The 26,873-nt window shown below is 37.9% G+C and carries 35 protein-coding genes; 3 read left to right on the top strand and 32 right to left on the bottom strand.

What is annotated here, in order from left to right; genetic code table 11:
* Window positions 1-59 precede the first annotated feature (59 nt).
* From folD to spoIIIAA, 13 genes are all read right to left on the bottom strand, one after another.
* On the bottom strand, window positions 60-917 hold the full coding sequence (gene folD, locus COD92_RS14645) for a bifunctional methylenetetrahydrofolate dehydrogenase/methenyltetrahydrofolate cyclohydrolase FolD (protein ID WP_098530072.1): 858 nt from the start codon (window positions 915-917) through the stop codon (window positions 60-62).
* A gap of 35 nt (window positions 918-952) precedes the next feature.
* Entirely contained in the window at window positions 953-1,348 is a 396-nt protein-coding gene (gene nusB / locus COD92_RS14650; protein ID WP_098530071.1) for a transcription antitermination factor NusB, read from the bottom strand.
* Between the two features lie 263 nt (window positions 1,349-1,611).
* Window positions 1,612-2,019, bottom strand: a complete 408-nt coding sequence (locus COD92_RS14655; protein ID WP_098530070.1) for an Asp23/Gls24 family envelope stress response protein — start codon at window positions 2,017-2,019, stop codon at window positions 1,612-1,614.
* Window positions 2,020-2,037: 18 nt separating this feature from the next.
* Window positions 2,038-3,393 carry an acetyl-CoA carboxylase biotin carboxylase subunit gene (gene accC, locus COD92_RS14660; RefSeq protein WP_098530069.1) on the bottom strand — a complete coding sequence of 452 codons (1,356 nt, stop codon included), beginning with the start codon at window positions 3,391-3,393 and terminating at the stop codon, window positions 2,038-2,040.
* A gap of 14 nt (window positions 3,394-3,407) precedes the next feature.
* Entirely contained in the window at window positions 3,408-3,920 is a 513-nt protein-coding gene (gene accB, locus COD92_RS14665) for an acetyl-CoA carboxylase biotin carboxyl carrier protein (protein ID WP_098530068.1), read from the bottom strand.
* Window positions 3,921-4,179: 259 nt separating this feature from the next.
* A complete protein-coding gene (locus COD92_RS14670) occupies window positions 4,180-4,737 on the bottom strand; it encodes a SpoIIIAH-like family protein (RefSeq protein WP_098530067.1) in 558 nt (185 codons plus the stop codon).
* Window positions 4,738-4,751: 14 nt separating this feature from the next.
* Window positions 4,752-5,402, bottom strand: coding sequence for a stage III sporulation protein AG (gene spoIIIAG, locus COD92_RS14675; RefSeq protein WP_098530066.1), 651 nt, complete (start codon window positions 5,400-5,402; stop codon window positions 4,752-4,754).
* Complete coding sequence (gene spoIIIAF, locus COD92_RS14680) at window positions 5,395-6,024, bottom strand: stage III sporulation protein AF (RefSeq protein ID WP_098530065.1); 630 nt, start codon at window positions 6,022-6,024, stop codon at window positions 5,395-5,397. Before spoIIIAF ends, spoIIIAG begins: the two co-directional genes overlap by 8 nt.
* Before the next feature lie 13 nt (window positions 6,025-6,037).
* Window positions 6,038-7,237 (bottom strand): stage III sporulation protein AE, encoded by a 1,200-nt coding sequence (gene spoIIIAE / locus COD92_RS14685; RefSeq protein ID WP_098530064.1) that lies wholly within the window; start codon window positions 7,235-7,237, stop codon window positions 6,038-6,040.
* 26 nt (window positions 7,238-7,263) lie between these two features.
* Window positions 7,264-7,653 (bottom strand): stage III sporulation protein AD, encoded by a 390-nt coding sequence (gene spoIIIAD / locus COD92_RS14690; protein WP_098530063.1) that lies wholly within the window; start codon window positions 7,651-7,653, stop codon window positions 7,264-7,266.
* A 16-nt stretch (window positions 7,654-7,669) separates the two neighbouring features.
* Window positions 7,670-7,873: a stage III sporulation protein AC gene (spoIIIAC, locus tag COD92_RS14695; RefSeq protein ID WP_026572556.1), complete on the bottom strand. Its 204-nt coding sequence runs from the start codon at window positions 7,871-7,873 to the stop codon at window positions 7,670-7,672.
* An 11-nt stretch (window positions 7,874-7,884) separates the two neighbouring features.
* Complete coding sequence (gene spoIIIAB / locus COD92_RS14700; protein ID WP_098530062.1) at window positions 7,885-8,400, bottom strand: stage III sporulation protein SpoIIIAB; 516 nt, start codon at window positions 8,398-8,400, stop codon at window positions 7,885-7,887.
* A gap of 1 nt (window position 8,401) precedes the next feature.
* The gene (spoIIIAA, locus tag COD92_RS14705; protein WP_098530061.1) at window positions 8,402-9,325 is read right to left on the bottom strand and encodes a stage III sporulation protein AA; all 924 of its coding nucleotides are present in this window, start codon (window positions 9,323-9,325) and stop codon (window positions 8,402-8,404) included.
* Window positions 9,326-9,618: 293 nt separating this feature from the next.
* On the opposite strand from spoIIIAA, the gene COD92_RS14710 reads away from it, so the two are divergent.
* Window positions 9,619-10,290, top strand: a complete 672-nt coding sequence (locus COD92_RS14710) for an SIMPL domain-containing protein (protein ID WP_098530060.1) — start codon at window positions 9,619-9,621, stop codon at window positions 10,288-10,290.
* A gap of 57 nt (window positions 10,291-10,347) precedes the next feature.
* On the opposite strand, the gene COD92_RS14715 is transcribed toward COD92_RS14710, so the two are convergent.
* The 16 genes from COD92_RS14715 to COD92_RS14795 form a co-directional block, all read right to left on the bottom strand.
* Complete coding sequence (locus COD92_RS14715) at window positions 10,348-10,857, bottom strand: TlpA family protein disulfide reductase (RefSeq protein WP_098530059.1); 510 nt, start codon at window positions 10,855-10,857, stop codon at window positions 10,348-10,350.
* Between the two features lie 70 nt (window positions 10,858-10,927).
* Window positions 10,928-11,059, bottom strand: coding sequence for a CcmD family protein (locus COD92_RS14720; protein WP_098530058.1), 132 nt, complete (start codon window positions 11,057-11,059; stop codon window positions 10,928-10,930).
* 12 nt (window positions 11,060-11,071) lie between these two features.
* Window positions 11,072-11,833, bottom strand: a complete 762-nt coding sequence (locus tag COD92_RS14725; RefSeq protein ID WP_098530057.1) for a cytochrome c biogenesis protein — start codon at window positions 11,831-11,833, stop codon at window positions 11,072-11,074.
* A gap of 3 nt (window positions 11,834-11,836) precedes the next feature.
* A complete protein-coding gene (locus COD92_RS14730) occupies window positions 11,837-12,517 on the bottom strand; it encodes a heme exporter protein CcmB (RefSeq protein WP_098530056.1) in 681 nt (226 codons plus the stop codon).
* Window positions 12,514-13,218 carry a heme ABC exporter ATP-binding protein CcmA gene (gene ccmA / locus COD92_RS14735; RefSeq protein ID WP_098530055.1) on the bottom strand — a complete coding sequence of 235 codons (705 nt, stop codon included), beginning with the start codon at window positions 13,216-13,218 and terminating at the stop codon, window positions 12,514-12,516. The genes COD92_RS14730 and ccmA overlap by 4 nt, the downstream gene beginning before the upstream one ends.
* A gap of 25 nt (window positions 13,219-13,243) precedes the next feature.
* A complete protein-coding gene (locus COD92_RS14740; protein ID WP_098530054.1) occupies window positions 13,244-14,239 on the bottom strand; it encodes a hypothetical protein in 996 nt (331 codons plus the stop codon).
* Window positions 14,236-14,613 carry a hypothetical protein gene (locus tag COD92_RS14745; RefSeq protein ID WP_098530053.1) on the bottom strand — a complete coding sequence of 126 codons (378 nt, stop codon included), beginning with the start codon at window positions 14,611-14,613 and terminating at the stop codon, window positions 14,236-14,238. Before COD92_RS14745 ends, COD92_RS14740 begins: the two co-directional genes overlap by 4 nt.
* A gap of 13 nt (window positions 14,614-14,626) precedes the next feature.
* Window positions 14,627-15,130 (bottom strand): cytochrome c-type biogenesis protein, encoded by a 504-nt coding sequence (locus COD92_RS14750; RefSeq protein WP_098530052.1) that lies wholly within the window; start codon window positions 15,128-15,130, stop codon window positions 14,627-14,629.
* Between the two features lies 1 nt (window position 15,131).
* Window positions 15,132-17,114, bottom strand: a complete 1,983-nt coding sequence (locus COD92_RS14755; protein WP_098530051.1) for a heme lyase CcmF/NrfE family subunit — start codon at window positions 17,112-17,114, stop codon at window positions 15,132-15,134.
* Between the two features lie 24 nt (window positions 17,115-17,138).
* Window positions 17,139-17,591: a cytochrome c maturation protein CcmE gene (locus COD92_RS14760; RefSeq protein WP_098530050.1), complete on the bottom strand. Its 453-nt coding sequence runs from the start codon at window positions 17,589-17,591 to the stop codon at window positions 17,139-17,141.
* Window positions 17,592-17,604: 13 nt separating this feature from the next.
* Window positions 17,605-18,663 carry a hypothetical protein gene (locus tag COD92_RS14765; RefSeq protein WP_098530049.1) on the bottom strand — a complete coding sequence of 353 codons (1,059 nt, stop codon included), beginning with the start codon at window positions 18,661-18,663 and terminating at the stop codon, window positions 17,605-17,607.
* A gap of 297 nt (window positions 18,664-18,960) precedes the next feature.
* A complete protein-coding gene (locus COD92_RS14770) occupies window positions 18,961-19,617 on the bottom strand; it encodes a c-type cytochrome (RefSeq protein ID WP_098530048.1) in 657 nt (218 codons plus the stop codon).
* A 9-nt stretch (window positions 19,618-19,626) separates the two neighbouring features.
* On the bottom strand, window positions 19,627-20,076 hold the full coding sequence (locus tag COD92_RS14780; protein ID WP_368731446.1) for a PCYCGC motif-containing (lipo)protein: 450 nt from the start codon (window positions 20,074-20,076) through the stop codon (window positions 19,627-19,629).
* Window positions 20,077-20,270: 194 nt separating this feature from the next.
* A complete protein-coding gene (efp, locus tag COD92_RS14785) occupies window positions 20,271-20,828 on the bottom strand; it encodes an elongation factor P (RefSeq protein ID WP_098530045.1) in 558 nt (185 codons plus the stop codon).
* 20 nt (window positions 20,829-20,848) lie between these two features.
* Window positions 20,849-21,910: a M24 family metallopeptidase gene (locus COD92_RS14790; RefSeq protein ID WP_098530044.1), complete on the bottom strand. Its 1,062-nt coding sequence runs from the start codon at window positions 21,908-21,910 to the stop codon at window positions 20,849-20,851.
* A 78-nt stretch (window positions 21,911-21,988) separates the two neighbouring features.
* Complete coding sequence (locus tag COD92_RS14795) at window positions 21,989-22,486, bottom strand: YqhR family membrane protein (protein ID WP_098530043.1); 498 nt, start codon at window positions 22,484-22,486, stop codon at window positions 21,989-21,991.
* Between the two features lie 240 nt (window positions 22,487-22,726).
* On the opposite strand from COD92_RS14795, the gene COD92_RS14800 reads away from it, so the two are divergent.
* The gene (locus tag COD92_RS14800) at window positions 22,727-23,671 is read left to right on the top strand and encodes a DUF1385 domain-containing protein (protein WP_098530042.1); all 945 of its coding nucleotides are present in this window, start codon (window positions 22,727-22,729) and stop codon (window positions 23,669-23,671) included.
* A gap of 57 nt (window positions 23,672-23,728) precedes the next feature.
* The gene (locus COD92_RS14805) at window positions 23,729-24,121 is read left to right on the top strand and encodes an SA1362 family protein (RefSeq protein WP_306418546.1); all 393 of its coding nucleotides are present in this window, start codon (window positions 23,729-23,731) and stop codon (window positions 24,119-24,121) included.
* Between the two features lie 70 nt (window positions 24,122-24,191).
* Here COD92_RS14805 and COD92_RS14810 read toward each other — a convergent pair whose 3' ends face one another.
* From COD92_RS14810 to COD92_RS14820, 3 genes are all read right to left on the bottom strand, one after another.
* Window positions 24,192-25,076, bottom strand: a complete 885-nt coding sequence (locus COD92_RS14810; protein ID WP_098530040.1) for a patatin-like phospholipase family protein — start codon at window positions 25,074-25,076, stop codon at window positions 24,192-24,194.
* A gap of 80 nt (window positions 25,077-25,156) precedes the next feature.
* Window positions 25,157-26,182, bottom strand: coding sequence for a spore photoproduct lyase (gene splB / locus COD92_RS14815; protein ID WP_098530039.1), 1,026 nt, complete (start codon window positions 26,180-26,182; stop codon window positions 25,157-25,159).
* A gap of 144 nt (window positions 26,183-26,326) precedes the next feature.
* Window positions 26,327-26,779: a C40 family peptidase gene (locus COD92_RS14820; protein WP_098530038.1), complete on the bottom strand. Its 453-nt coding sequence runs from the start codon at window positions 26,777-26,779 to the stop codon at window positions 26,327-26,329.
* Window positions 26,780-26,873 lie beyond the last annotated feature (94 nt).

Below are 26,873 nucleotides of genomic sequence, written 5' to 3' on the forward strand. Positions count from 1 at the left end.
ATTTTTTGTCTGTAAAAAACAAATCGCTCCTAAATGTATAAGATAAGGACATCATTTACTTAATTTCGGACAAGACTTTCAGCAGCAGATTTCACAGTATTGTACATAAGCATGGTGATGGTCATTGGACCGACACCTTTTGGAACTGGGGTAATAAACCCTGCCTTTTCTGCAACCTCTTCAAACGCCACATCGCCACAAAGTTTTCCAGCTTCATTACGGTTGATACCTACATCAATAACAACGGCGCCATCCTTAACATGCTCCGCCTTAATAAAGTTCGGTATTCCTACTGCAGCGACAAGAATATCCGCTTGGTTTGTATGTAACGGCAAATCTTTTGTTTTAGAATGACAATAGGTAACAGTGGCATCTTGATTTAAGAATAATTGACCAACTGGCTTACCAACAATATTACTTCTACCCACTACGACTACATGCTTCCCTGGAATAGAAATACCAGTTTCCTCCAGTAACACCATAATTCCATAAGGTGTACAAGGTAAAAAGGCATTCTGCCCGGTCATCATTCTACCAATATTGATTGGATGGAAACCATCGACATCCTTTAACGGAGAGATGGATTCAATTACTTTCTTTTCATCAATATGCTTCGGCAGCGGCAGCTGTACTAATATACCGTGAATGTCCGGCGTTTCATTTAATTCAGCAATTTTAGCTAATAGTTCCTCTTCGGAGACTTCTTCTGGCATTTCAATTAATAATGAATTCATGCCTAGTTCTTTACAGGCCTTTTCTTTGTTGGTCACATATGTCCTAGATGCATGATTATTGCCCACCAGAATTACCGCTAAGCCTGGTGTAACGCCACGATTTTTCAGGTTAACAACCTCTTCAGCAATTTCTAGCCTTTTTTTTGCAGCTATTTCTTTACCATTAATAATCTGTGCTGTCATGATTTTTCCTCCCGTTGTCCCTATAAATTATTCGATTAATTGTTATGAAGTGTATCTTTTATCTTAGATAAAACACCATTAATAAACTTACTTGATTGGTCATCACCGTATATTTTTGCAATTTCTATCGCTTCATCTAATATAACATTGCCGGGAATTTCCTGACAAAATTTCAATTCAAATGCAGCCATTCTTAATAAGTTTCGATCAACAATAGCCAATCGGTCTAAAGTCCACTTTTCAAGGTTTCCGATAATAAGGTTATCGATTTCAGCCTTCTGTTCGACGACACCTAGAACTAACCGTTTTAGATAGTCATCACTCGGCTCGTCTTCCAAGACATGTTCAATTGCTAATGATGGTTCGGTGTTACTAACATCAATTTGAAAAAGTGCTTGTAACGCCTTTTCCCTAGCTGTTCTTCTTTTCATTCTACCGTTAACTCCTTTAGTCATATATTAACTTCTTCTTTTTAAATTTTGTTTATGAACTGGCACTAAGCACTTAAACCTAGCTTGCACATAAAAAGATAATAGCATAACTAAAATGGAATCGCACGGTATGTCTAATTATTTTATAAAAGAGCAGCCAGTATTTTAGTGATACGTAATAATTTGTATCCATAATGGTTATTCATAAACTCAGGGTGAAAATAGAAGAACCAAAGGATTCGATACCTTTGGTTCTAAAAAACTTAAAGTTCAGTGTCAATTTCCTGTTCATTCTTTTGGGTTTCAAATGCAATCCCCACTACGTGAATGTTTACTTCTTCTGCATCTAAGGCAGTCATATTCAACAAGGCTTGCCGAATATTATCCTGAACCTTACCTGCAACTGCTGGGATGGACGTACCGAACTTCATTAAGCAATATACATCCACTTTAATTCCTGTTTCAGTAAGCTCTACCTTAACACCTTTACCGTGATTCTTTTTCCCAAGACGCTCTACAACACCTGTTGCAAAATTGCCGCGCATCCCGGAGACACCTTCCACCTCGGATGCAGCGATTCCGGCAATCACTTCAATAACCTCAGGGGCTATTTCAATTTTACCATGTCCATTGTTTCCTTGATCCATTTCCAAGACACTAAATTCGCTCATTTTAAACACCTCCAGATATTAGACAGACTTCATCACATCATGCAATTCCAGAAATTTTGTATTAAAATTGCCTTCCACAAATTTCTCATGCTCTAACAATTTTAAATGGAACGGTATTGTTGTATGGATACCTTCCACAACAAACTCGCTTAATGCCCGCTTCATTCTTGAGATCGCTTCTTCTCTGGTGCTGCCATAAGCAATGACCTTTGCAATCATGGAATCGTAGTAAGGCGGAATGGTATATCCTGGATACGCTGCTGAATCAATACGAACTCCTAACCCGCCTGGTGGTAAATACATCTTAATTTTTCCTGCTGAAGGAAGAAAGTTCTTTTCTGGATTTTCTGCATTAATCCGGCACTCAATGGCCCAGCCTGTAAAAGTAACATCCTGTTGTTTAAGGGTTAGTTTTTCTCCGTTTGCAACTCGGATTTGTTCTTTAATCAGATCAGTTCCAGTGACCATTTCTGTCACAGGATGCTCGACCTGAATTCTTGTGTTCATTTCCATAAAATAAAACTTGCGATTGCGGTAATCATATATAAATTCTACCGTGCCAGCACCCGAATAATCAACTGCTTTTGCCGCTTTTACAGCTGCAGTTCCCATTTCTTCACGAATCTCACCATCTAAAGCCGGTGATGGCGATTCTTCCAACAGCTTTTGAAGCCGGCGCTGAATAGAACAATCTCTTTCACCTAAGTGAATCGTATTTCCATGTTTATCACCTAGTACTTGTATTTCAACGTGACGGAAATCCTCAATATACTTTTCTATGTACACACCAGAATTCCCGAAGGCCGTCAACGCTTCCTGCTGAGTGATATTAATTCCTTTTATTAATTCCTGCTCATTTTTGGCGACACGGATCCCTTTACCGCCCCCGCCTGCTGTTGCCTTAATGATGACAGGGTAATCGATTTGTTTAACAAGCTCAAGTGCTTCATCAATATCATTAATAATCCCTGTAGAACCTGGAACAATTGGTACTCCTGCTTCACGCATGGTTTCCCTGGCAATGTCCTTCGTGCCCATCTTCGTAATCGCTTCTGGGCTTGGTCCTACAAAGGTAATATTACATTCTCGACAGAGCTCTGCAAAGTCTGCATTTTCAGCAAGAAACCCATATCCCGGGTGAATGGCATCACACGAAGTCAATCTTGCAACACTAATTATATTTGTAACGTTTAAATAACTGTCTTTTGATGATGTTGGTCCTATGCAATAGGCTTCATCTGCGAGTTGAACATGCAGGGCATCACGGTCGGCCTCTGAGAAAACGGCAACCGATTCAATCCCCATTTCCCGACAGGCACGAATAATCCTGACGGCAATTTCTCCTCTATTTGCAATTAACAGTTTCTTTATCATCCTGTTATCGCTCCTTATTCTGGCTTGACTAGAAATAACGGTTGTCCATATTCAACTAATTGGCCATTTTTAACCAGTATTTCAACGATTTCTCCGTCTACTTCTGCCTCAATTTCATTAAATAATTTCATCGCTTCAACGATACAAACGATTGAATCCTTTGATACCCGGTCTCCTGCTTTCACATAATTGTCAGCATCTGGAGTTGGTGAAGCATAGAAGGTTCCAACCATTGGCGAAGTGATTTTGTGTAAATTGGATTGCACTGCTGCTGGTTCGTTTACTGTTGCTTTCACTGGTTCTGGTGCTGCTTCTTGGACATGAGCAGTTGGTACTGGCTGTGCAGCAGGAACAGATTGCACTGCTGCGTTAGCTGCCTGTGGTACTGAAGCTGGCTGAGAAACAATGGTCGTTTGACTATTTTTCTTCATTTGGATTTTTGATCCGTCAATTTCATATACAAATTCATCGATACTGGATTGATCAACCAGTTTAATCAATTCGCGAATTTCTTGTACTTTTAACATTGAGTAACACTCCTTGTACAACTTTAATTAGGACTAACTACTAATACTATACGATAATAGCTAGTAAAAGTTCAATCATCTAAATTGAAAGGACCCTGACAATTTGATAATTGCTAATGCCTTCCCTTTTATATTAATCTTTTTTGCTTAAAAAAAGAAATTTTTACAGCTTAATTCCTTTCAAATGATGATTTTTTCCTACTCATAAGGGATTTAACCATAAAAAAAGGAAAGCTTAACTTTCCTTTTTAATGGTTATTTACTTTGCAGGCTGATATTCAACTGCTACATAATTTGTTTCATCAATCTCTTTTTTCACCTCTAGCATAATCTTATTAGCATCGGAAACAGATGGCTTCTTCTTGGCTTTTACTGTAACAATCACCTTTGATCCATCTGCTCTTACAAGAACATCTTCATAACCCATTGTTTTAATAAATGTTTCAAGTAATTCTTCACTTTGAGCTACTTGATTTAGTTTATCCATTTGATCTTTCACCTTACTTTTTTCATCAGGAGTAAGATCAGTTGAGGCTAATTGACTTGTCAACTCTTCCTGTTTTTGACTGCGTAGATCTTCAAGCTTCATGCGGAGTTCTTCAAATGCCCCATCACCTGCTACGCTGGACACGACGGTTTTTCCATTATTTTCCTTTGTCTCAGTTGTTGTTTTGCCTAGATTTTGATCTTTCGCCTTTTGTTGAACAGCTGCTAAATCGTTGCTTTTTTGCTCCGGTGATGTAATGTAATAAACCGATAAGACCACGACTAAACTTAACATTGTTAATAACCATACTGTTTGTTTTTTCAATAGCATATTCTTTTCCCCCTTTATTTTTTAGGCATGACGGCCACTCGGTGGCTAGGTACTCCCAATGCCCTTGTAACTGCTTCCTTAATCCATTTTTTAACTTCAATATTATCTGCGCCTTTGGCTACTACTAGCACCCCGCGGATATCTGGTTTCTTAGTTTCTACGACAATAGGAACCTCTTTATCTCCATTACGGAGAATCACTAGCTGCTCGTCAGTCGAAGAATCAACTACTTTACGCTGGCCGCCTTCACGGTCTGTTTCATCGGTTGTTTGCGATTTTGTCACTGTATTTTTTTCTAGTACCTTCTTGTCGGTGGAATCAATCGTAACTACCACGGTAACATCATCAACACCCAGCATTGCCTCTAAAGCCTTCTTCATTCGATTTTCATATTTTTCCTCATAATCGGCGATGGCTTTATTCTCAGATGACTTTTTCAAGCCAAAAGCGGGAACATCTTCCGTTGCGACTTTTTCATTTGTTGCTGCTGGCTCTGCTTGTGTAGTCGAATTATCTTTAAAAACAATATTTCCTACAAGCATAAAGGCGGCTCCAATACACAGGACTAACAGCATATACTGGTATTTTCCTGGTTTCTTTTCGCCCTTATTTTCCGGTTTAAATATTTTTTTGAGCCATGATAACGGTCCTTGGTTGTTATCCATTATTCTTTTTAATCCCCCCTTCAATCGAAACTTCTACTGTTTTCTCTGTTACATTCCATTTCTGTGACAGAAATGAAGCAATTTTCTCTGTTTCTACTGTTGATCCTTCAGATGGAAGAGGTTTTTCGGTGTTTATTTCGATTTGTTTAATTGCTTCGACTGTCTTCACGCCGCTGTCTGGCTGTTTAAGAAGAACCGTAACCTTTTGGAGGTTTTCAGGGAATGCTTTGTCACTTTCTGCGTTTACTGCTAGGTCAATTTTTTCTATCTCCAATCCGTATTGATTCATCAACTCCTCCTTAACATCCTTTTTTAGCTGGACAGCCATTTCTTCTAAAATATATGCATGTTGGGAGGCTTGTATTTCTTTTTTCTTTAAATCTATTGAATTTTTCATATTTTTTTCACCAGGAGCCTGATATGAAGGGATGGAACTCATGGTTGTTTCAAAATCCTTGGAAATAAGCTTAAAGATTGGTGTAAGAATGATCGCAATCAAAAGCAGTCCTGTAACCATCTTGGTATATTTCTGCATACTGGAGTTGGGAAGAAGCATATCGATGACAGTAGCTAGCAGGATAAAAAGGATAATATTTGTTACCCATTCTTTTAAGAAATCCACGACTTCCCCCCCTTTATCTCATCATCATAGTTAAATTTCCTGCTGCCACAATGACCGTAATACTTAAAAAGAACATAAGTGAGACAATCCCTAGGGCTGCAAATACATAGATGACACTTTTACTGATAATATCAAGACATTTTATAACTGGACCGCCCCCTAATGGCTGCAGAATGGCAGCGGCAAATTTATAAATAAACGAAATCATTAATATTTTTAATGCCGGAAACGCCACGATGATTAACAAAATCGCGACACCTGCAATTCCTACTGTATTTTTTAACAACACAGAAGCACTAACAACCGTATCCGTTGCATCTGTAAACATTCTTCCGATAACAGGAATAAAATTGCCAGTAACGAATTTAGCCGTTCTGATTGCTACTCCATCAGTAACCGCCGCTGATGCTCCTTGTACCGAAATCACACCAAGAAATACGGTTAAGAACAGTCCCATTAACCCGATGCTCCAATTGCGTAACAGCGCTGCTAACTGCGACACCTTGTATTGTTCAGACATTGTACTGACAATACTCAGTAAAGTAGCTAAAAAGAGGAGCGGTAGAATAACATATTGCATAATTAATCCGCTTGAATTCATTAAAAATAGGATGACGGGGTGAAAAAAGGCAGCAGAGACAACTCCTCCTGACGCTGCAATTAAAGCGAGCAGAAGAGGAACAAGGGCCAGGACGAAGGAGATCATCGTTCCAATCGCTTCATTTGTGTAGCTGATGGCGATATGGAAACTATTTAGAGCTAAAATAACTAGGACCATATAGATGATTGAATATGCTACTTTACTAATCGTGCTCTTCTCAAAGGCATTTTGCATCGACTGTAGAAACATGCTGAAAATGGTTAACATGATTAAAGAACCCAACAATTTTCCATTCGCAATAAACTCATGAAAAGCGAATTTAAGTATTCCTTGTCCCCATTGTTTAAAAGAAAATTTTTTATCTCCTTTTACAAAATCATAGAGACTGCCCTTTTGACTCTCCGGCAGGAAGCCGCCATATTTATTGGTAATATCCTCCCAATATTGTTGAAGCTCACTTATATCCAGCGACTCTAACTGTTGGTCTACCAAATTCTGAGCCGAGAGTGTTTCTTGAGTGCCTTTAGATTCTTCCGCAGCTTGTACACTTGGAATATAAAAAAACAAGAATAAGAGAATCATAATAGGAATAAACTGCAGCTTTTGCTTCATTACTACACCTCTTTTAGGAGCTGTCCTCAACTAGGAATAAGTTTTATAATGGTTTCGATTAATACGGTTAAAATAGGGATGGACATGGCTAGAATGATAATTTTTCCGGCTAATTCTATCTTGGAAGCAATTGCTCCTTGACCGGCATCCTTTGTAATTTGGGTGGCAAATTCTGCAATATAAGCAATTCCAATGATCTTAAGGATCGTCTCGACATAAACCATATTTACTTTTGCATTTACGGCCAGCTTTTCAAGCATATGAATAATCTCAAATATTTTATCGACTAAAAAGAGAAAAATCACACAGCCTACAAAAACAACTAAGAGAAAAGCAAAATTAGGTTTTTGCTCTTTGATAATTAAGGCAAGAAATGTGGCGATTAGGGCTACACCGACTATTTTGATGATTTCAATGGCTGAGCCCCCCTTTCTATTGAAACAAGAATACAGATTTTATTTTTTGGAAAAGATCATCCACAATGGTGGCTACCTGGAACAATATATAGATAAACCCAAATAACGTAACCCATTGGGCATATTCTTTTTTGCCTACCTGATCCAAGACTGTGTGCAAAAAGGCAACAACGATTCCTACCCCAGCAATTTTAAAGATAATATCCACTTCTAAACCCATTGCATTTCCCCCTAAAATAATAAGATAATCAGTAACAATCCGGATAAGAATCCCAAACTCTTGAGCATCTTTTCATATTTTGCCTGGCGATCGACAGCATCAGCTTCTTCTCTTTCAAGATGGGAAAGCGTAAGCAAAATATGCTTTTGCTGGGAAATGCGATCATGACGGCCTAATGTTTCCCCAAATTGCTTCATTATTTCGAATTCTCCCTGTTTTAAAGCAGTTAACTTCCAAATCTCTTGTAAACTAGTCTCCCAGGCATCTTTTACCGTTGTTTCTGTTTTCGTTAATCTACTCGCAAAGGTTTCAAAGAACTTTGACAGCGGATTAGTAAGCTGGTCGGCTAATCTCCTTGCAGCCTCATGTAGTGGTGTATGGCTGTACATAATTTCAGCCTCGAGTGATTGCAGTGCTGAGCGTAATGCCCGTAACTGCTTAGGACGGTCACTAAAATTTCGTGCCGCTTCAAATCCTGTCCAGGTGGTCGCAACAATAATAATAATGGCGCCGATTAACTTAATCATTTTATGTCACTCTCACTTTTTGCGGCATTTCGTTGCCATAGGCATCCAGGATGCGGGTTATCGTTCCAGGTCCCGATGCCCTGCTCAGAATTACAAACCGTTCAAATATCTTTTGGTCCATGATTTCCATTAAGGATGGACGCTTTCTAATTTCCTCTATATTTGATCCATGGGTAGTCATCATTAGTTTTATTCCTGCATGTACCGCCTCTTGAATGGCCTCTGCATCTTCTCGGCGGCCGATCTCGTCAACAATTAATACATCCGGACTCATCGAACGGATCATCATCATCATTCCCTCAGCTTTCGGACAAGCGTCTAAGACATCAAGTCGATGGCCAAAGGTTAACTGTGGCACTCCATTAACACAGCCCGCAATCTCACTTCGCTCATCAACAATTCCCACTTTACTTGCTTTATTACCGGTTGGATGATTACCAGATGAAATGATCCTCGCAATATCTCTTAGCAATGTGGTTTTTCCTGTTTGCGGCGGTCCAATAATCATGGTGTGCATCCAATCTTCTCGAAAAATATAGGGAACAATCGCCTCTGCTATTCCGACCTTTTCTCTGGCAATTCTAATGTTGAACGAGGAGATATCTCTTATCGCCTTGACCTTTCCAGCTTCGAGAATGACCTTTCCTGCTAGTCCAATACGATGTCCCCCGGATATGGTAATATAACCGCGTTTAAGTTCTTCTTCCAATGTATAAATGGAGAATTGACTTATTTTATTCAGAAGATTTAGGGCATCCTCAGGCTGAATAATATACGATAAAAACCTCGGAGCACCCTTTAGGGTGATTTCGATTGGACGATTAATCCGGATGCGGATTTCCTCTACTTCTTCTTTTTGATTAGGAGGGATTTGGCTGATTAGGCTGGCAAGATTTTTGGGTAAAAAAGTGAGAATCGTTTCCACGTATACATCCTCCTCAAATTTCCTTTCTCATTATTTAAAATGTATGCCTGCTTGGACACAATATGACATGCACGTCTGTTAATTTCATTCTATTTTTTAGTTAATGTTAATAGAACAAAATACTGCTTTTACTAGACTTGTAAGATACGAGGAACATTATCCGGGGACAGCCATATTTTATATAGAAAAAGCGTAAGCGCCCGTTAAGTGAAGTCCAATAGTCGCTGGGTGCTGGAACTGGACAATTCTCAATGTCATATCCATAAGAAAAGTATGAAGGGAGGAAGAGTAAAATGTATCCATATCCTGTACCAACTCGAAATGGACTGCATCCTAAAGGTCATTTAATAAAAGTGATTGGCGAAGGGGAACTGCTCCTATCACCCGATTCAGCTTCGGTGAACTTAGGAGTAATAACAGAAATGAAAGAACTTATACCCGCTCAGCAGCAAAATTCTGTTGAGGTGACAAAAGTGATTAATGCGCTTAAGACACTGGGTATCCCCCAAAATTCAATCCAAACATCTGATTATCGAATTGACACTGAGTACGATTATGAACAAGGGAAACAACTTTTTCGTGGTTACAAAGTTACTCATCTTTTAAATGTTAAGATAGACGATCTATCTTTAGTAGGAAAAGTAGTGGACACTGCGGTTCAAAACGGGGTGAATTATGTTTCAAACATCCAATTTACCCTAAAAAATAAAGAAGGTTTTTATTTACAAGCCCTGGCACTTGCACTTAACAATGCAAGTGAAAAAGCGAAAACGATTGCGACAACACTTCATGTCACTTTAAATCCGACACCTAGTTCAGTAGTTGAGAGCGGTTCTAGCGTGCAACCTATTCATTATCCGGCTGAAACCTTAGCAAAAGGGTTTAGTTCGACTCAACTTGAGCCTGGGCAGCTAAAAGTTAAGGCCGTAATATCAGCAGAATTTCACTATCATACCACCGTATGACAGACAACAAAAAAGGACTGAACCATATAGGTCTCAATCCTTTTTTGTAAGTATAAATTATTTATCATATTTCTTTGCCCAGTTATATAATTGCATTTCCGTGACAGGGCCATTAAAATGCTCTCTGATGATTCCTTGTTTATCAATGACAAAGGTCTCAGGCTGGCCTGTTACATTATACATTTTCGAAACCTTGGCATTATAGTCAAATAAATAGTTCATTCCTTCTTGGTTGTTTTTGGTCGACTTTTTTATCCGATCGATTGTTTCGCCGCGGTTTATCATAAGAAATGGATATTTGTCTCCATAATCCTTTTGAAATGCTGCCAGCTCTGGGAATTCTTCTTTACAAGGTTCACACCAGCTCGCAAAATAATTGATGATAACCACTTTTCCTTTGTATTCAGAAAGTTTCGCAGTACCCCCCTCATATTTTGGCAGTTCGAAGTTATATGCTTGATCGCCAACATCGGTGTTTTTACCTTTTGTAACCAAACTATAACCAAAAAAACTAAACATACCTCCAATTAGAATTAATACGAGTAATTTGATGACTCGCTGGTTCATCATGCTTCCCCCTGACACCGATAGGCTTTTTATAAAGGGATTGGAAATGCTTCACAGGCCCCTCATAAAATCACTTATCCAGTTCCTTTAAAAACTCAATTTCCTTTTTAAGCTTTGTGTGTCTTTTTCCTAGAATTAACATGTAAGCGAAAATAACCACCCAAGCAACAGAATAAGCACCGTACATATATTCATAACCCATAATTCATTCCTCCTATTTTTCCATGTCTGCTCTTAATTTTTCTTTATAACGTTCAACCTTAATTTTCATATTTTCGAAGGTAACACCTTTTTGTAGAAGGTAACAATAAAGAATGGTGAATGCTGCAAGGGACACAAACAATGCCGTCAGCATCGTGCCCTCAATTCCTCCACCTTGCTGTGAAGGCCCACTGCCAAAAACGATTGGATGAAATTTTGTCTGCCACCAGCGAATAGCAAAGAAAACAATCGGAACGTCTGCAAAACCAATAATTCCAAATACAGCAGCAAGTCTTGCTTTTTTATCCCAAACCCCATCCATTTGGCGTATCATAATGTAGCCAATGTAGATAAAAAATAGGATTAACGTAGTGATTAACCTTGGTTCCCAAACCCACCAGGTATTCCATGATGATTTCGCCCAAATTGGTCCTGTTGTTAACACAATGATCGTAAAAACAATACCAATCTCTGCAGAAACATATGCATAAGTATCTAAAATTCTTTTTCGCATAATCAAGAATAAAATACTAAATACAAATGTAACGAAAAAGGCCATAAATGCCAGCCATGCTGAGCTTACATGGAAATAAAAGATTTTTTGTGCTGCGCCCATTGTTTGTTCTTCCGCAGCATAAATAAAAATAAAATAGAGAGCAATTAACATGGAAACAACTGTCCCGCCAAACAAAATACTCGATATATTGTTTGGCTTCGTTTTGGTCAAATCAGCTCCAGGAAGTACAGCTTTCTCTCGTTCGAGATTCATACTCATCACTTAAACCTCCAGCACATAATCTATTAATAAGAAACAAACAACAAAGAAGATGATATCGTATGCAGTAACGAGCTGGATCCAAGCTATTGCACTTGAGATTTTCTCCATATTCGTTAAGATAATCTTTGTTGCTTGCACGACACCAATTAAGATTGGTGTTGTGATTGGGAAAAGCAATAATGGCAGCAGCATTTCACTGCTTTTGGAATTTGCTGCAAGAGCGGCTAAAAATGTCCCAATTGCGATAAAGCCAAAACTCCCTAAAAAGACGACTAAGATGAAAAAAGGGAGACTGCCAAGAAATTCAAAATCAAATAACAAAAACAGAAAGGGTATTGAAACGATTTCAACTACTAACATCATCGTGAAATTTGCTAGGAATTTACCTACATAGATACTTGCCGCTTCCATTGGTGCTACCAGCAACCCCTGCATGGTATCATTTCGCTGCTCGGAAATAAATGATCGATTAAGTCCAAGGATCCCGGCAAATACGATAATGACCCAAATAACTCCTGGAATAACAGCCTTTGTTGTATTGTTAGCAGGGTCAAAGGCAAAACTGAAAACTACAATAACAAGTCCTGCAAAAATAATTTGTGTTGTCAGAATTTGTTTTGTTTTTAACTCTGAATATAAATCCTTCTTTGCTAAGAAGAGGGCTGTTCGGAAAAGGTTCATGATACACCCTCCACTAGAAGTTCATATTTTTCTGTGACAAAACCAAGATTGTGATTTTGAATTCTAAAGTCATCAACAATTTTTCCATTCTTCACAATGATTACCCGGTCACAAATTTCCGCTGCTTGTTTAAAATCATGAGTAACCATCAGTGTTGTAGTACCTTTATCTTTCATAGATAAGATGACATTGTTTAAAATTGATATGGCCCCTTGGTCCAATCCAGTGTGTGGTTCATCTAAAAGAAGGATCTCTGGATCATGGATAATAGCCCTTGCAATTGCAATCCGTTGAATCATGCCGCGGGAAAAATTTTTGACTGGCTCGTTCAAGAAAAAGGATAATCCAACATCTTTTACAAGCTTCCTCGCTTTTTGTTCGACATCTTGCACCCCGTATATATTCCCAAAGAATACGAGATTCTCTAGGGGAGAGTAATGATCATAAAGTAAGCTGGAATGGGGTAAATATCCCAACAATTTTTTTATTTCTATTTGGTTTTTTCGGAGTTCCAAGCCATTAATCAAGACATGACCGGATGTCGGTTTAATTAAAGTAGCTAGTACTTTTAGAAGCGTACTCTTCCCCGCACCGTTTGGTCCTAAAATCGCAATAGTTTCCCCTTTTTTTATTGAGAGGTCTACGCCACGTAAGATCTGCTTATTGTCAGCTTGCTTCGTCAACTTTTTTAATTCAATCATCGTGCAGTCCCTCCCATCCCAGCTGTTACTCAATAAAACTGCGTAAATTTAGCTTAACTTGTACTAGATGCTGTTTGTAGGCAGCAAGCTTCGCATGATACTCATCTTCTGAGAGGTTACCATCACCAAAAGTTTCTTCTAGTTCAATAATCTTTTCCATAATTGCTTTTTGTTTTGCCATTAATTGTTTGAATGCTTTTTCTTCTTTATCAGCCCCTAGTCTTTCCTCTTCCAATCTAGCTTTTCTCTTAAAGTAGATAAAATAAGAAATACCTGTAATAATGATCGCTCCAATAATAATTAGAAAGATGTGTGGATTAAAACTGTGTAATGGCGATTGTGCCCACATCCTGAGATGTCCAGGGTTATGAAATGCTGGTGCGGTATGTGTTACACCGCTAGTGCTTTCTTTATCAGTAGTTGTTGCAGATTGCTTTGTTTCCTCTAATGGCGGTTGAACATCTTTCTTATAGACTAGCGTAAATGCCTGGTTTTCCTTCAAACCTTCGATGCTGTATCCAAAATAGTTTTGGTCATCAAATTTAAATAGACCTTGGCTAGTAGCTTCTGCACCAGTAACTACAACACTGCCCATACCTTCTGGTACAAGGATTTGCATCATTCCAACAGGGTAATTCATTGTTAATTTAATTTCTTTCCCTTTTGGAATTCGATAACTGTATGGGAGCACAATTGTTTGATTTGCTGGAACTGGGGTTGTGGTAATAAACCCCTTATCTACTTGTTTATAGGCGATTTTACTATCTAAAAAATTAAGATCCTTGGCGTTTTCCGGCAGCGTCACTCTTAACACAGCGTCACTCTTTCCATCACCTTTAAATTCCACGGAAGATGTATTCGTATAATTGACCATATTCATCATATTGGTTGACCCATCTTCTGCCGGGCTTACCACAAGGTAGTGCAAGTCAATGGATATTTTTGTATCTGTTGCTGCTAATCCATGAAATGGTACTAGCAGCAGAAGTCCAAGGAAGAATATGGTGATTTTTTTGATCACTTCCCTTCCCCCTTTTTCTTTGTATAGAAATTCATTTGTGCCTCAATTTCTTTTTCTACTTCTGCCATTAAATCTTTATCAATATCTGTAGCTACTATTTGTTGTTCTTCTTCCTTCATAATTTTGGCAACTTCTATTTCATATTGTTTTTTTAAGTTTTTATAATCAGTGTGTGAGATTTTATCCATCTTGTACTCAAACTCAATTTCATTGAGTGTGGTTAATAGTGCCTGTTTCGTTGTGACTAAATCTTGGTCCTTTGAACCAATTTGGATAAACGTATCCAACTTAAAAAATGGAGCCAATATTAAAAACAAAGCTATTAACGCCAAAGCTGCAGTAAAAATCATTGAAATGATTGAGATATCATGCATTTTTTTTCACATCCTAAAGATACTTTTTGCGTTCTTCATCGATCATCGAGGTAAGGATTTCTCCCTCTACTTCATCCGCAGTGTTTTCGTAAACATTGATTTCAACTTCAGTACCTTTTTTCTTCACCCACTTACGGATAATGATGAATACAGCCACTGCTGCTAATCCTAATACGACAAACGGAAGAACCCAAGCTGTTAAACTAAAACCGCTTTTCTCAGGGGATGTTAAGATTTCTTCACCATAAATATTGACATAATACTGACGAATTTTATCCTTGTCCCAGCCTTTATTCATCATCTCAACTAAATCTTTCTTAAACTCAGTTGTAAGATTACATGTATTAGGATCACATTCATAATGATCCTGACCACAGCCGCACGTACAGGCAAATTGCTGGGCAACAGCTTTAAACTCTGCCGATTTATAATCAATCTCCTTTGCTTCCGCTCGAATGAATGAACCCTGAAAAATAATTGCAATTAAAAGGAGCCCAAGATATAGTTTATTTCTCATTTTATGATACCTCTTTGCGTACTCCTGTGTATCTCGGAGTGACATTTCCATATTTTCCGTTCCATACTGCAAATAGCGCACCAATTACAATCATAAAGGAACCTACCCATAACCAATCCATCATTGGATTAACTTTGACGACAAAGGTTGCTTTCCCATCATCTTCCCAAGCGCTTAATACAATATATAAGTCCTCCTTCAGAGAAGAAATAATCGCTACCTCTGAAGATGGTTGTTCCCAGTTACCATAAAACACCTTTTCCGGCTGGAAGGTACCAAGTTTTTTACCATTTTTAAATACAGTAACGTCGGCATAGACGATATCGTTAATTCCCTCTTTCTTTTGATCCAAGCGGTCATAATTGATCCGGTAATCCCTAAGTTCAATGGATTGCCCTAGAGCAACAGTTTTCATTGTTTCTACATCATAGTTTTGTGAACCGATAATCCCCATCGTAATGAAGGCAATGCCGAGGTGAACAATATATCCTCCATAGCGGCGGCGGTTACGGATCATTAACCGATATAAAGCAATTATTGGTGATTCTTTTGTCATCTTTCTTCTAGCTTTTACACCTCTATAAAACTCTAAGAAATGGGTAGTTAATAATAGAATAATCACTCCGTAACCGATGACAGCCCATGCCTTTTGAATGCCTAGTACAACCATTAAAGTCATTCCAATTACGGCAAGAATCGCTGGAATCATGAAGTTCTTTCTAAGATTTTTCACAGTAGATTTCTGCCATGCAAGAAGTGGACAGACAGCCATAACAAACATCATCGACAATAGGATGGGTGCTTCTACCTTGTTAAAGAATGGCATCCCTACTGTTACTTTCGTACCACGGACAGCTTCAGAAACAAGCGGAAAAATAGTTCCCCAAAATACTGCGAATGCCGCTCCAACTAGTAATAGATTATTCACTAAGAAACTGCTTTCTTTTGAGATAAAAGAATTAAATTCCCCGGCACTGCGTTTAAGCAGGTTATAGCGGCTCATTAATACATATAAGGATAGAATGACAGCTACACCCATGAAGATTAGGAAATATAAACCTAGATTTGAGTTTGCAAAAGCATGAACAGAAGTTAAAACACCACTGCGCACGAGGAATGTACCAAATAATGTCATCGCATAAGAAACAATAATTAGGCTAATGTTCCATATTTTTAGCATGTTTTTTCGCTCTTGAATCATGACCGAATGTAAAAATGCTGTTGCTGTTAACCATGGCATAAATGACGCATTTTCTACCGGGTCCCAAGCCCAGTAACCGCCCCAGCCAAGCTCTACATAAGCCCATTGTCCACCAAAGATATTTCCAAGGCTCAAGAATAACCAGGCAACAATTGTCCAACGTCTTGTCATCTTTATCCAGAAATCATCTACGTTTGTTAAGATTAATGCTGCCATCGCAAAGGCAAATGGGACGGCGAGACCTACATAGCCCAAGTATAGTGTGACTGGATGAATAATCATCCCTGGGTTTTGCAGCATTGGATTTAGACCTTTTCCTTCTGTCGGTACAGTATCCAATAAGACGAAAGGTTTGGCGACGAATCCTAAGATGAAGAAGAAGAAAACGGCATTGGCCATTAAAATGGCCGAGATGTAAGGAACCATTGGGTTTCCTTTCATCTTTCTGGAATACGCAATCATGAGCATGTAAAGAGTTAAGAAAAATGTCCATAATAACAATGATCCTGCATTACCAGCCCATAAAGCAGTAAGTTTATAAATAATTGGCAGTTCACTGCTGGTGTAATCGGTAACGTATTCATATTGAAATTGAGAAGTTGCTAAAAGGTAGAACAATGAAAGCATTGCCATTGCTGCACAAACAAATAATGCGATCATCCCGCCTTTTCCACTGTTCACGAGTTTTTGATTTTTTGTGCTAATCCCTAAGGTTATAATGAGGAGCGAATAGACGGCAATGGCTAAACCTATATAAATCGTTGCGTTGGCAAATAAATACATTTCGTCACCTTCTTACGTTGACTATTATTTTTCTTTTACTGGTTGATCTAGCAGTTGTTTATGTTTTTCTGGATCATAGTTTTTCATATCTTTTCCTTCATATTTAGAAGGACATCTAGTTTTGACCGATTCTGCTTCAAACGTATTCTTTTTAGTTGGGGCCCCTTGAAGGATGGTAATTACCCCTTCAGAGAAGTTGTCTGGTTTTGTACCGTGATAGATAACATGCATGACGCTGCCGTGGTTATCTTTTACGTCAAATTTCAGTTGAATTTTGTCCGGATTCCATTTAATCGTATCTTCCATTAATAATCCTTCAACGGTTACAAAATCGTCTTTATGCTGGTTCTGGGTGGCCAAAAGTTCTTTCATGGTCAGCTCCACACCACTAGAACCTGGAGTCGCAGCCATCAACAAGAATACTATTGCACCGGCAATAATAAAGCCGCCTAACATCACTAGCGTATTTTTTTTCATTCAACTCACCCCATTAGATTAATTTTTTCATTTCTTCCTCGTACATTTCTTGATCAATTTTGCCAGTTAACAGCTTTTTACGAAGTTCCTTCTTTTCTTCGGCATTACTTGTTTTTTGATCTTTTTTCCCAGCTGGATGCTTTGAGGCCTGCTGTTTATGTTTAGCCCCTTTTGCTGGCGAACGCCGTCCTGATTGAACATTACCTTTTAATCCTAAATAAACGAAGATGCCTGCGATGATTAAAGCTAGTCCAATGACCGATGCTCCGCCAATACCAATAAGCGGCTTATCTGTGCTGCTGCTTGATGTTCCCTTTTTTACTTGGTCAGTTGCCGTTACACCACTATGGTTTTCATCATTTGGCGGCTGCTGTTTATTAATGGCCTCCATTGTTGATTCAGTTCCATCCTTTTTGTACGAAAAGGAAAAGTTAAGATTTTCTTTTGCCTTTACATTCTTGTATTGGTAGTAATACAACTCTTCGCCATACTCACTCTTCGTGTTGTTAGCTGTTTTTGGTTCTAGCTTTATATTTTTTGCATCCATTGGAGCGTAAAAAATGACATCTAATTGGTCAATTCCAGCGTTATTTATCAGCTGATATGTAAAGTTTTTTTGGTCCTTTACTTCTATAGTTTTAGTGAAGTATTCAATTACAAATTGATAGGTTTCGTTATTCTTAATTGCCTTTGCCGGCTTCCATGAAACAATTCCCTTTTCCTTATCAACATCATATGGACGTTGAACTTCTGGTTTATTTTCTTCTGGAAACTCTGCAACTAGATAGGCTTCAAATCCCTTTTCCATAGCAGGAACAGGAATTTCGATTTTCCCATCATAGTCTTGGCCACTTTTATTTGTAATGGTTCCGTACTCGCCTACTAATAATGATGGAACATCCCGTGATCCCCAGTCTTCTGGGTAATCAAACTCCGGCATCACTTGTACCTGCATTTCCTTAAACGGAAATTTCTCTGCTTGAAATACAGTTGCAGCACTAGTTTTAGTACCTATAAAACTAGTGAAAAATGATGCAATAACAAACATTGCTAACCACTTTTTCTTTAGCATAATAATCCTCCTTGGCTTCCGAAAACTCTCACTTAAACACTCAATTTTCACTATAGTCCTCTTTAAAATAAATATATCCGTTCTACTACCTTGAAAGTCGAATGACTCTTGAACATTTTGTTAAAGGGCGGAAACGTTTGAGTTTTTGACAAAAAACCACCACAAAATGTTCATATTTTTAAAATTATATTGATTTATTTGAGTAATTTGTCGGATTCCGAAATAGTATTAATAGTAAAAAAAACCTGCACCCTAAAATAACAGGATACAGGTTTTTACAAAAATCTATTATTTAATCTATTTCTTTTCTTCCAAAGAACGGATATAGCTAACAATATCTGAAATATCCTGTTTCTTTAATTGACGGACACCGTCAAGACCTTTTAAAGACGGACCCATTCTTGTCTCTTCTCGGCCATATGCTGTACTAATCCAAATTTGCTTATCAGTTGTATACTCTAGATAGTCACGATGCGAAAGAGCTGTTCCCATTCGCAGCATTCCTTTACCTGCTTCCATATGACAGTTCTGACAATATAAAGTGTACAGTTTTTTTCCATTGGCAGGATCCCCGGCAATGGTTTTTGGGACATTAAAATCAATATTTTCCGTTTGCCAATTACGGATAAAGGCTACAATATTTTTTAATTCCTTCTCTAATAATCTAGGTCCATAGGCTGGCATACCAGTTCCTACTCTTCCATATTTTATATAATTATATAAATTTTTATCCGTTACAGAGTTTAAGAAATTTTGATTATTTAAAGCGGTTCCAGCTTTTATCCCTTCACCTTTTCCAGTATCACCATGACAAACCAGACAGTTTTTATTGTATACCCTTTCACCGGCTGCAATCGCCTGTGAATTCTTGTGACCAAATATATTACTGTTACTGATGCAAACAACAATACCTATTATCACCAAAATGTAAAATCCAATTAATATTTTTTTCATGGGTTACCCCTACTTTGGCTGAGGTGTTGGGGTTGGTTCCCCAAGATCTTTATACTTTTCAGTTATCAATTGATAAATTTTATCAGGACTTTTACCGTTTAAATGCATTTCTATTGCCTCCCGGGCAATATTGACACAAGTATCTCACGATATTCCATGTGAATCCCATTGTTGTACAGCATTATCTTCACCAACACTCTTAACAAAGCAATCTAAATTGCTCTTATGTCCATCTGCCACACAACCACAATAACATGGTACTTGAGCAACCACATCTGGATATGTTGATGCCATTATATAAGTTTCTTGAACTTTTTCAGAAGAATTTAATACAAAATCAGGGAGTGGATTATGTTTTTTATCAAGTTTCCAACTTTGGTCATCAAGCTTTGAGCTGCATCCTGCAGCTGTTATAGCTAATAGAATGAAAAGGAAGAAGAAAGTTGTCATTCGTTTCATCTATTGATTCACCCCTTTCCTAATATTCTTATACTAGTTCATTTTATCAAACAGGCGTTTCCTAACTTACTCTTAATTCTTACTATTTAGTGAAGTTTTAAGTTTTATAAAATAAATAAGTTTATTAGTACCCAAGGAGGCATCAAAAAAAAACCTTAGATCCGTTTTACGGTCTAAGGTTTCTTTATTATAGCTTATGCACGAGAAACATAACTTGCTTCTGTTGTATTAATGATGAGCTTATCTCCTTGGTTTATAAAGAAAGGCACTTGAACAATAAGACCCGTTTCAAGTGTAGCAGGTTTTGTACCGCCAGAAGCTGTATCCCCTTTAATGCCAGGTTCTGTTTCGGTAACTTCTAATTCAACCGTGTTTGGCAATTCTACACCAAGTGTTTCATATTGGAACATCATGATGTGAACTTCCATATTTTCTTTTAAGAACTTTAATTCATATTCAATGTTTGCTGCTGGAAGTTCCACTTGTTCGTAAGATTCCATATCCATGAACACGTGAGAATCACCGCTTGCATAAAGATATTGCATTTTACGATTGTCAATCTGTGCTTTTTCTACCTTTTCACCTGCACGGAAGGTTTTTTCTTGTATGGCTCCATTACGCAAGTTACGAAGCTTTGAACGAACAAATGCAGCACCTTTTCCTGGCTTTACGTGTTGAAAGTCTAGAACGCGCCATAGGCCGCCATCGACCTCAATGGTTAATCCCGTTTTAAAATCGTTAACAGATATCATGTGTAAATCCTCCTAAAATCTTACAATATAATTAAATCCTTTGTAGAGTGGGTTAGAGCTTCATTATGAGTGTCCGTAATTAATGTATCGTCTTCAATCCGAACGCCGCCAAGACCTGGGATGTAGATACCCGGTTCACAAGTTACCACCATGCCAGACTCTAAAATGATATCAGACCTCATTGATAAACCAGGGCCTTCATGAATTTCAAGTCCAATTCCGTGACCAGTTGAGTGGCCAAAGTATTCACCATAGCCCTTTTCTGTTATGTAGTCTCTTGTAATTGCATCTGCTTCTTTTCCTGTAATACCAGGTTTAAATCCAGCCATCCCACGCAGCTGTGCTTCAAGGACAATTTGGTAAATTTCCTTCAGCTTGGGATCTGGTTCACCAACGGCAACTGTCCGGGTAATATCGGAAACATAGCCATTATAATAGCAGCCATAGTCCATTGTTACAATATCCCCTGCTTCAATTACTTTATCGCTTGCAACACCGTGTGGCAGGGCGGAACGATGACCAGATGCAACAATGGTATCAAAGGATGAGGAAGCAGCACCAGCCTTTCTCATAAAAAACTCAAGCTCATTTGATACTTCTAATTCGGTTTTACCTGGGCTGATAAAATCCAAAATATGTTTAAATGCAGCATCAGCGATATCTGCTGCTACCTTTAATATCTTAATCTCTGCGTCTGTCTTAATCAAGCGTAACTTTTCAATTACACCGGAAATTGGGACTAGGTCAGATTCTATTTCTTTGTCATATACTTTAAAGGAAGAATATGTTAGGAAATCTTCTTCAAAACCAAGCTTTTTAATGCCTAAATTTTTAACTTGCTGAGCAACTTCTTCCGAAACAGAACCAGAATATTTGATAATTTCAAATCCTTGGCATTGTTCAGATGCTTGTTCAATATAGCGGAAGTCTGTAATGAACTGAGCTTTGTCTCCGCTGATTAAAACTACACCTGCTGTCCCTGTAAAATTGGATATGTAGCGGCGATTGTAAGGGCTGGTAATCAACATTCCATCAATGCCATTTGCAGAAAAAGCTGATCTTAACTTCTCTAATTTTTCCATTGTATCTCCACTCTCCCTAATAATGGTTACAGATAAAAATATTTTATCATAACCTTTAATTATTCGACTAATTAGAACTTAGGTTGAAGCCTCTTTGTCTTGCACTTTAGTAATTTCATATTCATAATTAATGGAATATCCGATAAAAGTTCCATATAACATATATAAACAAATAGAAGTTATAATGGTGTCCCTTCCTAACTCTGTAAATGGTTTAATTCCTGGGAAAATGGGATTAAGAACAAAAAATACCAATAAAAATAAAACAATGCCAAATCCAATCCCAAACCATATGCCCTTTAGTTTTCTTAGGACAACATAATAAATGAAAGCAGATATAATTGAAACAATCACCAAAAATATCAACGAGATTACTTTACCAAGCCAGCCGTACTTCCAATCACCCAATGCCCATGGTTCCAGTATGACATTGGGGCTAACTTCTGTAAAATTAAAAAAATAAACAACGTACCCAATGACACCCCAAAAAAATCCACCAAACAAACCAGTCCAAAAAACCATCATTAAAAAAGACATTGGTTTTGGATAATGATCCATATGCTTTTCATTTAACATTATGACTACCTCCATTCTTACTTTAACCTTGCTCTTTTTTATGTAATTCTTACTAATTTCAACATTATTATGCCCTTAGAAAATCAATCCTTACATAGAAAAAATTTTTTTCTGTTTTTATATGGAAATATTATGTCATCCTAGAGGTTTTTTCACTTTTCTAGTAGAATAAAATTAAGTACATACAGATTTATCATTTCTGCTATTGTGCAACTTTGTTATAGGTTGGTGTTTAAACCCATGTCTAATTCTCAAAAACCGGTATATGGCGGCCAAGCAGTCGTTGAAGGTGTAATGTTTGGCGGGAAACATCATTACGTTACCGCTATCCGCAGGAAAGATCGTTCTGTAGAATACTTTCACTTGCCACGGAAAACCAATCCTTCTTTATCTATTTTAAAAAGGATTCCGTTTCTTCGTGGTATCATTTCAATCATTGAAGCTAGTGCGAATGGCTCAAAACATTTGAACTTTTCCACTGAAAGATATGATGTTGATCCTGAAGATGATGATACAATTAAAGAAAAAGAAGTTTCAAAATTAACGATGTATTTAGGGGTAGCCGTTATAGGAGTCATTTCGTTTTTATTTGGGAAATTTGCTTTTACATTAATTCCAGTTTTTTTAGCTGTCCTGACGAAACCAATTTTCCCATCAGATTTTGCTCAAGTACTTGTTGAAGGCTTCTTTAAGCTCTTACTGCTCCTATCATATATATATTTTGTTTCACTAACTCCTCTTATAAAAAGAGTGTTTCAATATCATGGTGCTGAGCATAAAGTAATAAACACCTTTGAAGCGGGGGTAGAATTAACAGTTGAAAATGTGCAGGCCCAATCTCGGCTGCACTATCGCTGTGGCAGCAGTTTCATTTTATTTACGGTCATTGTCGGTGTTTTTGTGTATTTACTTGTTCCAACAACACCGCTTTGGTTGAGGGTTGTTGACCGTATTCTTTTAATACCTGTGGTGTTAGGGATTGCCTTTGAGGTCTTACAGGTAACCAACAAATTGAGAGATATTCCAGTATTAAAGTATCTGGGTCTGCCTGGACTTTGGCTTCAATTGTTAACGACAAAAGAACCAAGTAATGACCAAGTAGAAGTCGCCATTCTCTCTTTCCAAGAATTATTAAAGAGAGAGCAAGAAACAGAGTTTGATTCAAAAAATGAAGAAATTGTCTAAATCTTTATACCTATGTGTTTAAAAGAATAAAAAAATGCTTAAGATGCTCTTAGGGAGGTGGCTTTCTTGAAAAATCGGACATCAACGATTATTGTTGGGGTACTTATTATTCTTGCATTACTAGGACTTGTCAGTTCATTTACAGCAAATCCTGCCGGTTTCATTCAGGGAATAGCTGTCGTCGCATTGATCGGTTTAGTCATTTATTTCCTTTTTCGAAGGTTTTCAAATTCGAGCCCTCAGAAAAAAGAGCAGCGGGCATTTCTTAAGGCAGCTAAAAAATCAAAAAAACGATTACAGCAAAAGAGTGGAGATTCTACTGCCAAGACCTCCTCTCTGGGGACTTTAACTTCATTAAAGAAAAGCACCAAGACAAAAAAGAAATCACCTGCTCATTTGACCGTTATCGACGGCAAAAAGGGTAAAAAGAAAAATCGAGCGTCTTTTTAGACACTCGATTTTTTATTAGAAAAGCTTCAGCTCCTTGAACAGGCGCTGAAGCAAGCTATATAACACACCTTTAATAACTCCATCGGTTCAAAAACTTCTTTGCATGTTCCCGGCCGATCTCAAATAACTTTTGTTTCTTTTCATTTGTAAGGTTAAATTCGGTTAAGGAAACACCCTCTGCTTTAATAAAAATAATATTTTCGACATGTTTTTTAGAAATATATCTTTGATCATGAGCGTCTTTCATCGTTTCAAATAAGGCCCCGAATAATTGAATACCGTTTTTGATTTGATGTTTTTCATGTTCATATTCGCTTGGATTTAACTTTATGCCAAGAACAGGCCTGACCTTTTTTACATTTTCTTTATCAAAGAGCCACATAGGAAAATTACTTAACACTCCCCCATCCACTATAACATTCACTCCATCTATTGACCGCAATTTAACTGGTTCAAAAAAATACGGAATACTGCAGCTCATTCTGATGGCCTTTGCAATTGAAAAAGAACCAGGGTTTATTCCGAACTTTTCTAAGTCATCGGGCAATACCACCATTTGTCCGTTCGAAAGATCCGAAGCAATTAATCTTAATGTATCCGGAGGGAGATCAGAAAATGTCCTCAACCCCTTTGCTTCGAGTTTCTCCTTCAACCATCTTTCAAGTTCATTTCCTTTATAAAGTCCTAATTTCCAATAAACCAGCAGCCATTTAGCAATTGAAAAAGGAATAATGCTTTTTCGAGAATCAAGTAATTTAGGCAGATCAAATTCATCCACCAATTCATAAATTTCTTTACTCGTATATCCCGCCACCACTAAGGCCGCAATAATTGAACCTGCACTTGTTCCCGCGACCCTAACAAACTTAAATCCTCTGCTTTCGAGTTCCTCATAGGCTCCTATCAGGGCGAACCCTTTAATTCCCCCTCCAGAAAAAACGCCGTCTATATTCATGGGCAGCCACTCCTAAAGATGAACTTGTTACATCTTTAGTCAGCGTGATTCGAATATAGTACGGCGGACAAGTAAAAAATTTAAGTAAAATATTGGACCCGCGACTTAGGAAAAAATTCCTGGACATATTCTCGGATGGTACTTTCAAGGTCGTTTGCCTCTTCGGTTGGGTAGACATATTTACCAATACCGTACCTTCCCCATTTATACTTTCTTTTTTCTTCATTCATTTCAAGCTTTGTTTTTGGGTAACGTTTGGCAATAACATTTTTTGCTGGTTTCGTAAAACGATGCTGAATTAATTCAAAAGTAAGATCCGGGATGTCTACACCTGTAAGTTCCTCGCTTAGCCGCTCAAATAATTCTCGATATCCTTCCTTCCATTCTTCATGCATGTAGATAGGCGCAACGATAAACCCCAATGGATATCCGGCATTAGCGACTTTACGGGCAGCTTTTAATCGTTCTTCAAAGGAAGAGGTTCCGGGCTCGAAGTTCTTAATCACATAACGAGAGTTGACGCTAAACCTGAATCTTGTTTTTCCATTATGCTTAGCATCGAGAAGATGGTCGACATGATGAAATTTTGTTACAAAACGAAGCTGACCGTATTCGGATTGTCCAAAGAATTCAATTGCTTTTTTTAAAGAATGGGTTAGATGATCTAATCCGACAATGTCGGATGTACAGGCCGCCTCAAAGCGTGTAATTTCGGGTTTACGTTCATCCATATATTTCTGCGCCTGCTCAAAGATTTCATCTAAATTCACATAAGTCCTGATGTAAGGCTTACTTCCAAGGGTGGTCTGCAAGTAACAATAATGGCAGTGGCCCATACATCCGGTTGCGAGCGGAATAGCATATTCAGCAGATGGTTTGGAGGTATCGAATTTTAAAGTTCTTCTGATTCCTACTACCAAAGTCGATTTGGCATTGCGGTATTGCTGCAGTTCGTTATCACCGGGTATTCCTCTAACTTGATTATGTGAAGTGGTTTCGCGAATCTCGAGACCTAATTTGGTGAACTTTTCTTTCAGCTCTCTGCCAAGGGGGTATTCTAATGCTTTGGGCTCGATATAGACAAGCTGTGGCATAAAAGGGTCCATAACTGACTCCCTCTTTTCTGTTTGTTTTTTAGTAGTATGAGTTGTTGTGAGGGAAGATAATAAATAATAATGGAGAGAAGTTTTTCCATCTATAAATCGCAAAAAAAGAGCATCGGATTACCGATACTCTTCCTTCATTTATACTTAGATACGTTTTGCACCAATATATTTTGGTTTCCAGTATGTGTTGGTTGTATAGGTGATAATGACACCCTTAGATGAAGAGGCCATAATCATTTTACCTGAACCAATATAAATTCCTACGTGTGTTGGTCTGCTTGCCTTAGTAGGAGCAAAGAACATTAAATCTCCAACCTGTGGTGAACTTACGCGATATCCTTTTGTATAGAACATGTCCGCTGCGGTGCGTGGCAATGGTACTCCAGCTTTACCAAAAGAATATTTTACAAGTCCAGAACAGTCAAAACCTGTAGGAGTTATTCCGCCCCATCTATATGGAACACCAAGGTTTGCTTTCGCTACTGAAATTGCTTTTGTATGATAATATGCCGCTTCTGCTTTATCACCCGTAGTAGCAAATAAAGAGGTAGTTATTGTAGCTGTGATTACAATTGCTGCAATTATTTTCTTTATCATTTTGTTATCCCCCTTGGGTGATTTGGTATCTTCACTATACAAGGAAAGGATAACAGGCACGTCACAGCTATATTACAATATGATTACAAAGTTA

The organism is Bacillus sp. AFS037270 (assembly GCF_002585305.1).

What these genes read in the sequence shown, in the direction of transcription:
- folD (WP_098530072.1), bottom strand. Translation starts at nt 917, where the DNA reads ATGACAGCACAGATTATTAATGGTAAAGAAATAGCTGCAAAAAAAAGG.
- nusB (WP_098530071.1), bottom strand. Translation starts at nt 1,348, where the DNA reads ATGAAAAGAAGAACAGCTAGGGAAAAGGCGTTACAAGCACTTTTTCAA.
- COD92_RS14655 (WP_098530070.1), bottom strand. Translation starts at nt 2,019, where the DNA reads ATGAGCGAATTTAGTGTCTTGGAAATGGATCAAGGAAACAATGGACAT.
- accC (WP_098530069.1), bottom strand. Translation starts at nt 3,393, where the DNA reads ATGATAAAGAAACTGTTAATTGCAAATAGAGGAGAAATTGCCGTCAGG.
- accB (WP_098530068.1), bottom strand. Translation starts at nt 3,920, where the DNA reads ATGTTAAAAGTACAAGAAATTCGCGAATTGATTAAACTGGTTGATCAA.
- COD92_RS14670 (WP_098530067.1), bottom strand. Translation starts at nt 4,737, where the DNA reads ATGCTATTGAAAAAACAAACAGTATGGTTATTAACAATGTTAAGTTTA.
- spoIIIAG (WP_098530066.1), bottom strand. Translation starts at nt 5,402, where the DNA reads ATGGATAACAACCAAGGACCGTTATCATGGCTCAAAAAAATATTTAAA.
- spoIIIAE (WP_098530064.1), bottom strand. Translation starts at nt 7,237, where the DNA reads ATGAAGCAAAAGCTGCAGTTTATTCCTATTATGATTCTCTTATTCTTG.
- spoIIIAC (WP_026572556.1), bottom strand. Translation starts at nt 7,873, where the DNA reads ATGGGTTTAGAAGTGGATATTATCTTTAAAATTGCTGGGGTAGGAATC.
- spoIIIAB (WP_098530062.1), bottom strand. Translation starts at nt 8,400, where the DNA reads ATGATTAAGTTAATCGGCGCCATTATTATTATTGTTGCGACCACCTGG.
- COD92_RS14710 (WP_098530060.1), top strand. Translation starts at nt 9,619, where the DNA reads ATGTATCCATATCCTGTACCAACTCGAAATGGACTGCATCCTAAAGGT.
- COD92_RS14715 (WP_098530059.1), bottom strand. Translation starts at nt 10,857, where the DNA reads ATGAACCAGCGAGTCATCAAATTACTCGTATTAATTCTAATTGGAGGT.
- COD92_RS14720 (WP_098530058.1), bottom strand. Translation starts at nt 11,059, where the DNA reads ATGGGTTATGAATATATGTACGGTGCTTATTCTGTTGCTTGGGTGGTT.
- COD92_RS14725 (WP_098530057.1), bottom strand. Translation starts at nt 11,833, where the DNA reads ATGAGTATGAATCTCGAACGAGAGAAAGCTGTACTTCCTGGAGCTGAT.
- COD92_RS14730 (WP_098530056.1), bottom strand. Translation starts at nt 12,517, where the DNA reads ATGAACCTTTTCCGAACAGCCCTCTTCTTAGCAAAGAAGGATTTATAT.
- ccmA (WP_098530055.1), bottom strand. Translation starts at nt 13,218, where the DNA reads ATGATTGAATTAAAAAAGTTGACGAAGCAAGCTGACAATAAGCAGATC.
- COD92_RS14745 (WP_098530053.1), bottom strand. Translation starts at nt 14,613, where the DNA reads ATGCATGATATCTCAATCATTTCAATGATTTTTACTGCAGCTTTGGCG.
- COD92_RS14750 (WP_098530052.1), bottom strand. Translation starts at nt 15,130, where the DNA reads ATGAGAAATAAACTATATCTTGGGCTCCTTTTAATTGCAATTATTTTT.
- COD92_RS14755 (WP_098530051.1), bottom strand. Translation starts at nt 17,114, where the DNA reads ATGTATTTATTTGCCAACGCAACGATTTATATAGGTTTAGCCATTGCC.
- COD92_RS14760 (WP_098530050.1), bottom strand. Translation starts at nt 17,591, where the DNA reads ATGAAAAAAAATACGCTAGTGATGTTAGGCGGCTTTATTATTGCCGGT.
- COD92_RS14765 (WP_098530049.1), bottom strand. Translation starts at nt 18,663, where the DNA reads ATGCTAAAGAAAAAGTGGTTAGCAATGTTTGTTATTGCATCATTTTTC.
- COD92_RS14770 (WP_098530048.1), bottom strand. Translation starts at nt 19,617, where the DNA reads ATGAAAAAAATATTAATTGGATTTTACATTTTGGTGATAATAGGTATT.
- efp (WP_098530045.1), bottom strand. Translation starts at nt 20,828, where the DNA reads ATGATATCTGTTAACGATTTTAAAACGGGATTAACCATTGAGGTCGAT.
- COD92_RS14790 (WP_098530044.1), bottom strand. Translation starts at nt 21,910, where the DNA reads ATGGAAAAATTAGAGAAGTTAAGATCAGCTTTTTCTGCAAATGGCATT.
- COD92_RS14795 (WP_098530043.1), bottom strand. Translation starts at nt 22,486, where the DNA reads ATGTTAAATGAAAAGCATATGGATCATTATCCAAAACCAATGTCTTTT.
- COD92_RS14800 (WP_098530042.1), top strand. Translation starts at nt 22,727, where the DNA reads ATGTCTAATTCTCAAAAACCGGTATATGGCGGCCAAGCAGTCGTTGAA.
- COD92_RS14810 (WP_098530040.1), bottom strand. Translation starts at nt 25,076, where the DNA reads ATGAATATAGACGGCGTTTTTTCTGGAGGGGGAATTAAAGGGTTCGCC.
- splB (WP_098530039.1), bottom strand. Translation starts at nt 26,182, where the DNA reads ATGGACCCTTTTATGCCACAGCTTGTCTATATCGAGCCCAAAGCATTA.
- COD92_RS14820 (WP_098530038.1), bottom strand. Translation starts at nt 26,779, where the DNA reads ATGATAAAGAAAATAATTGCAGCAATTGTAATCACAGCTACAATAACT.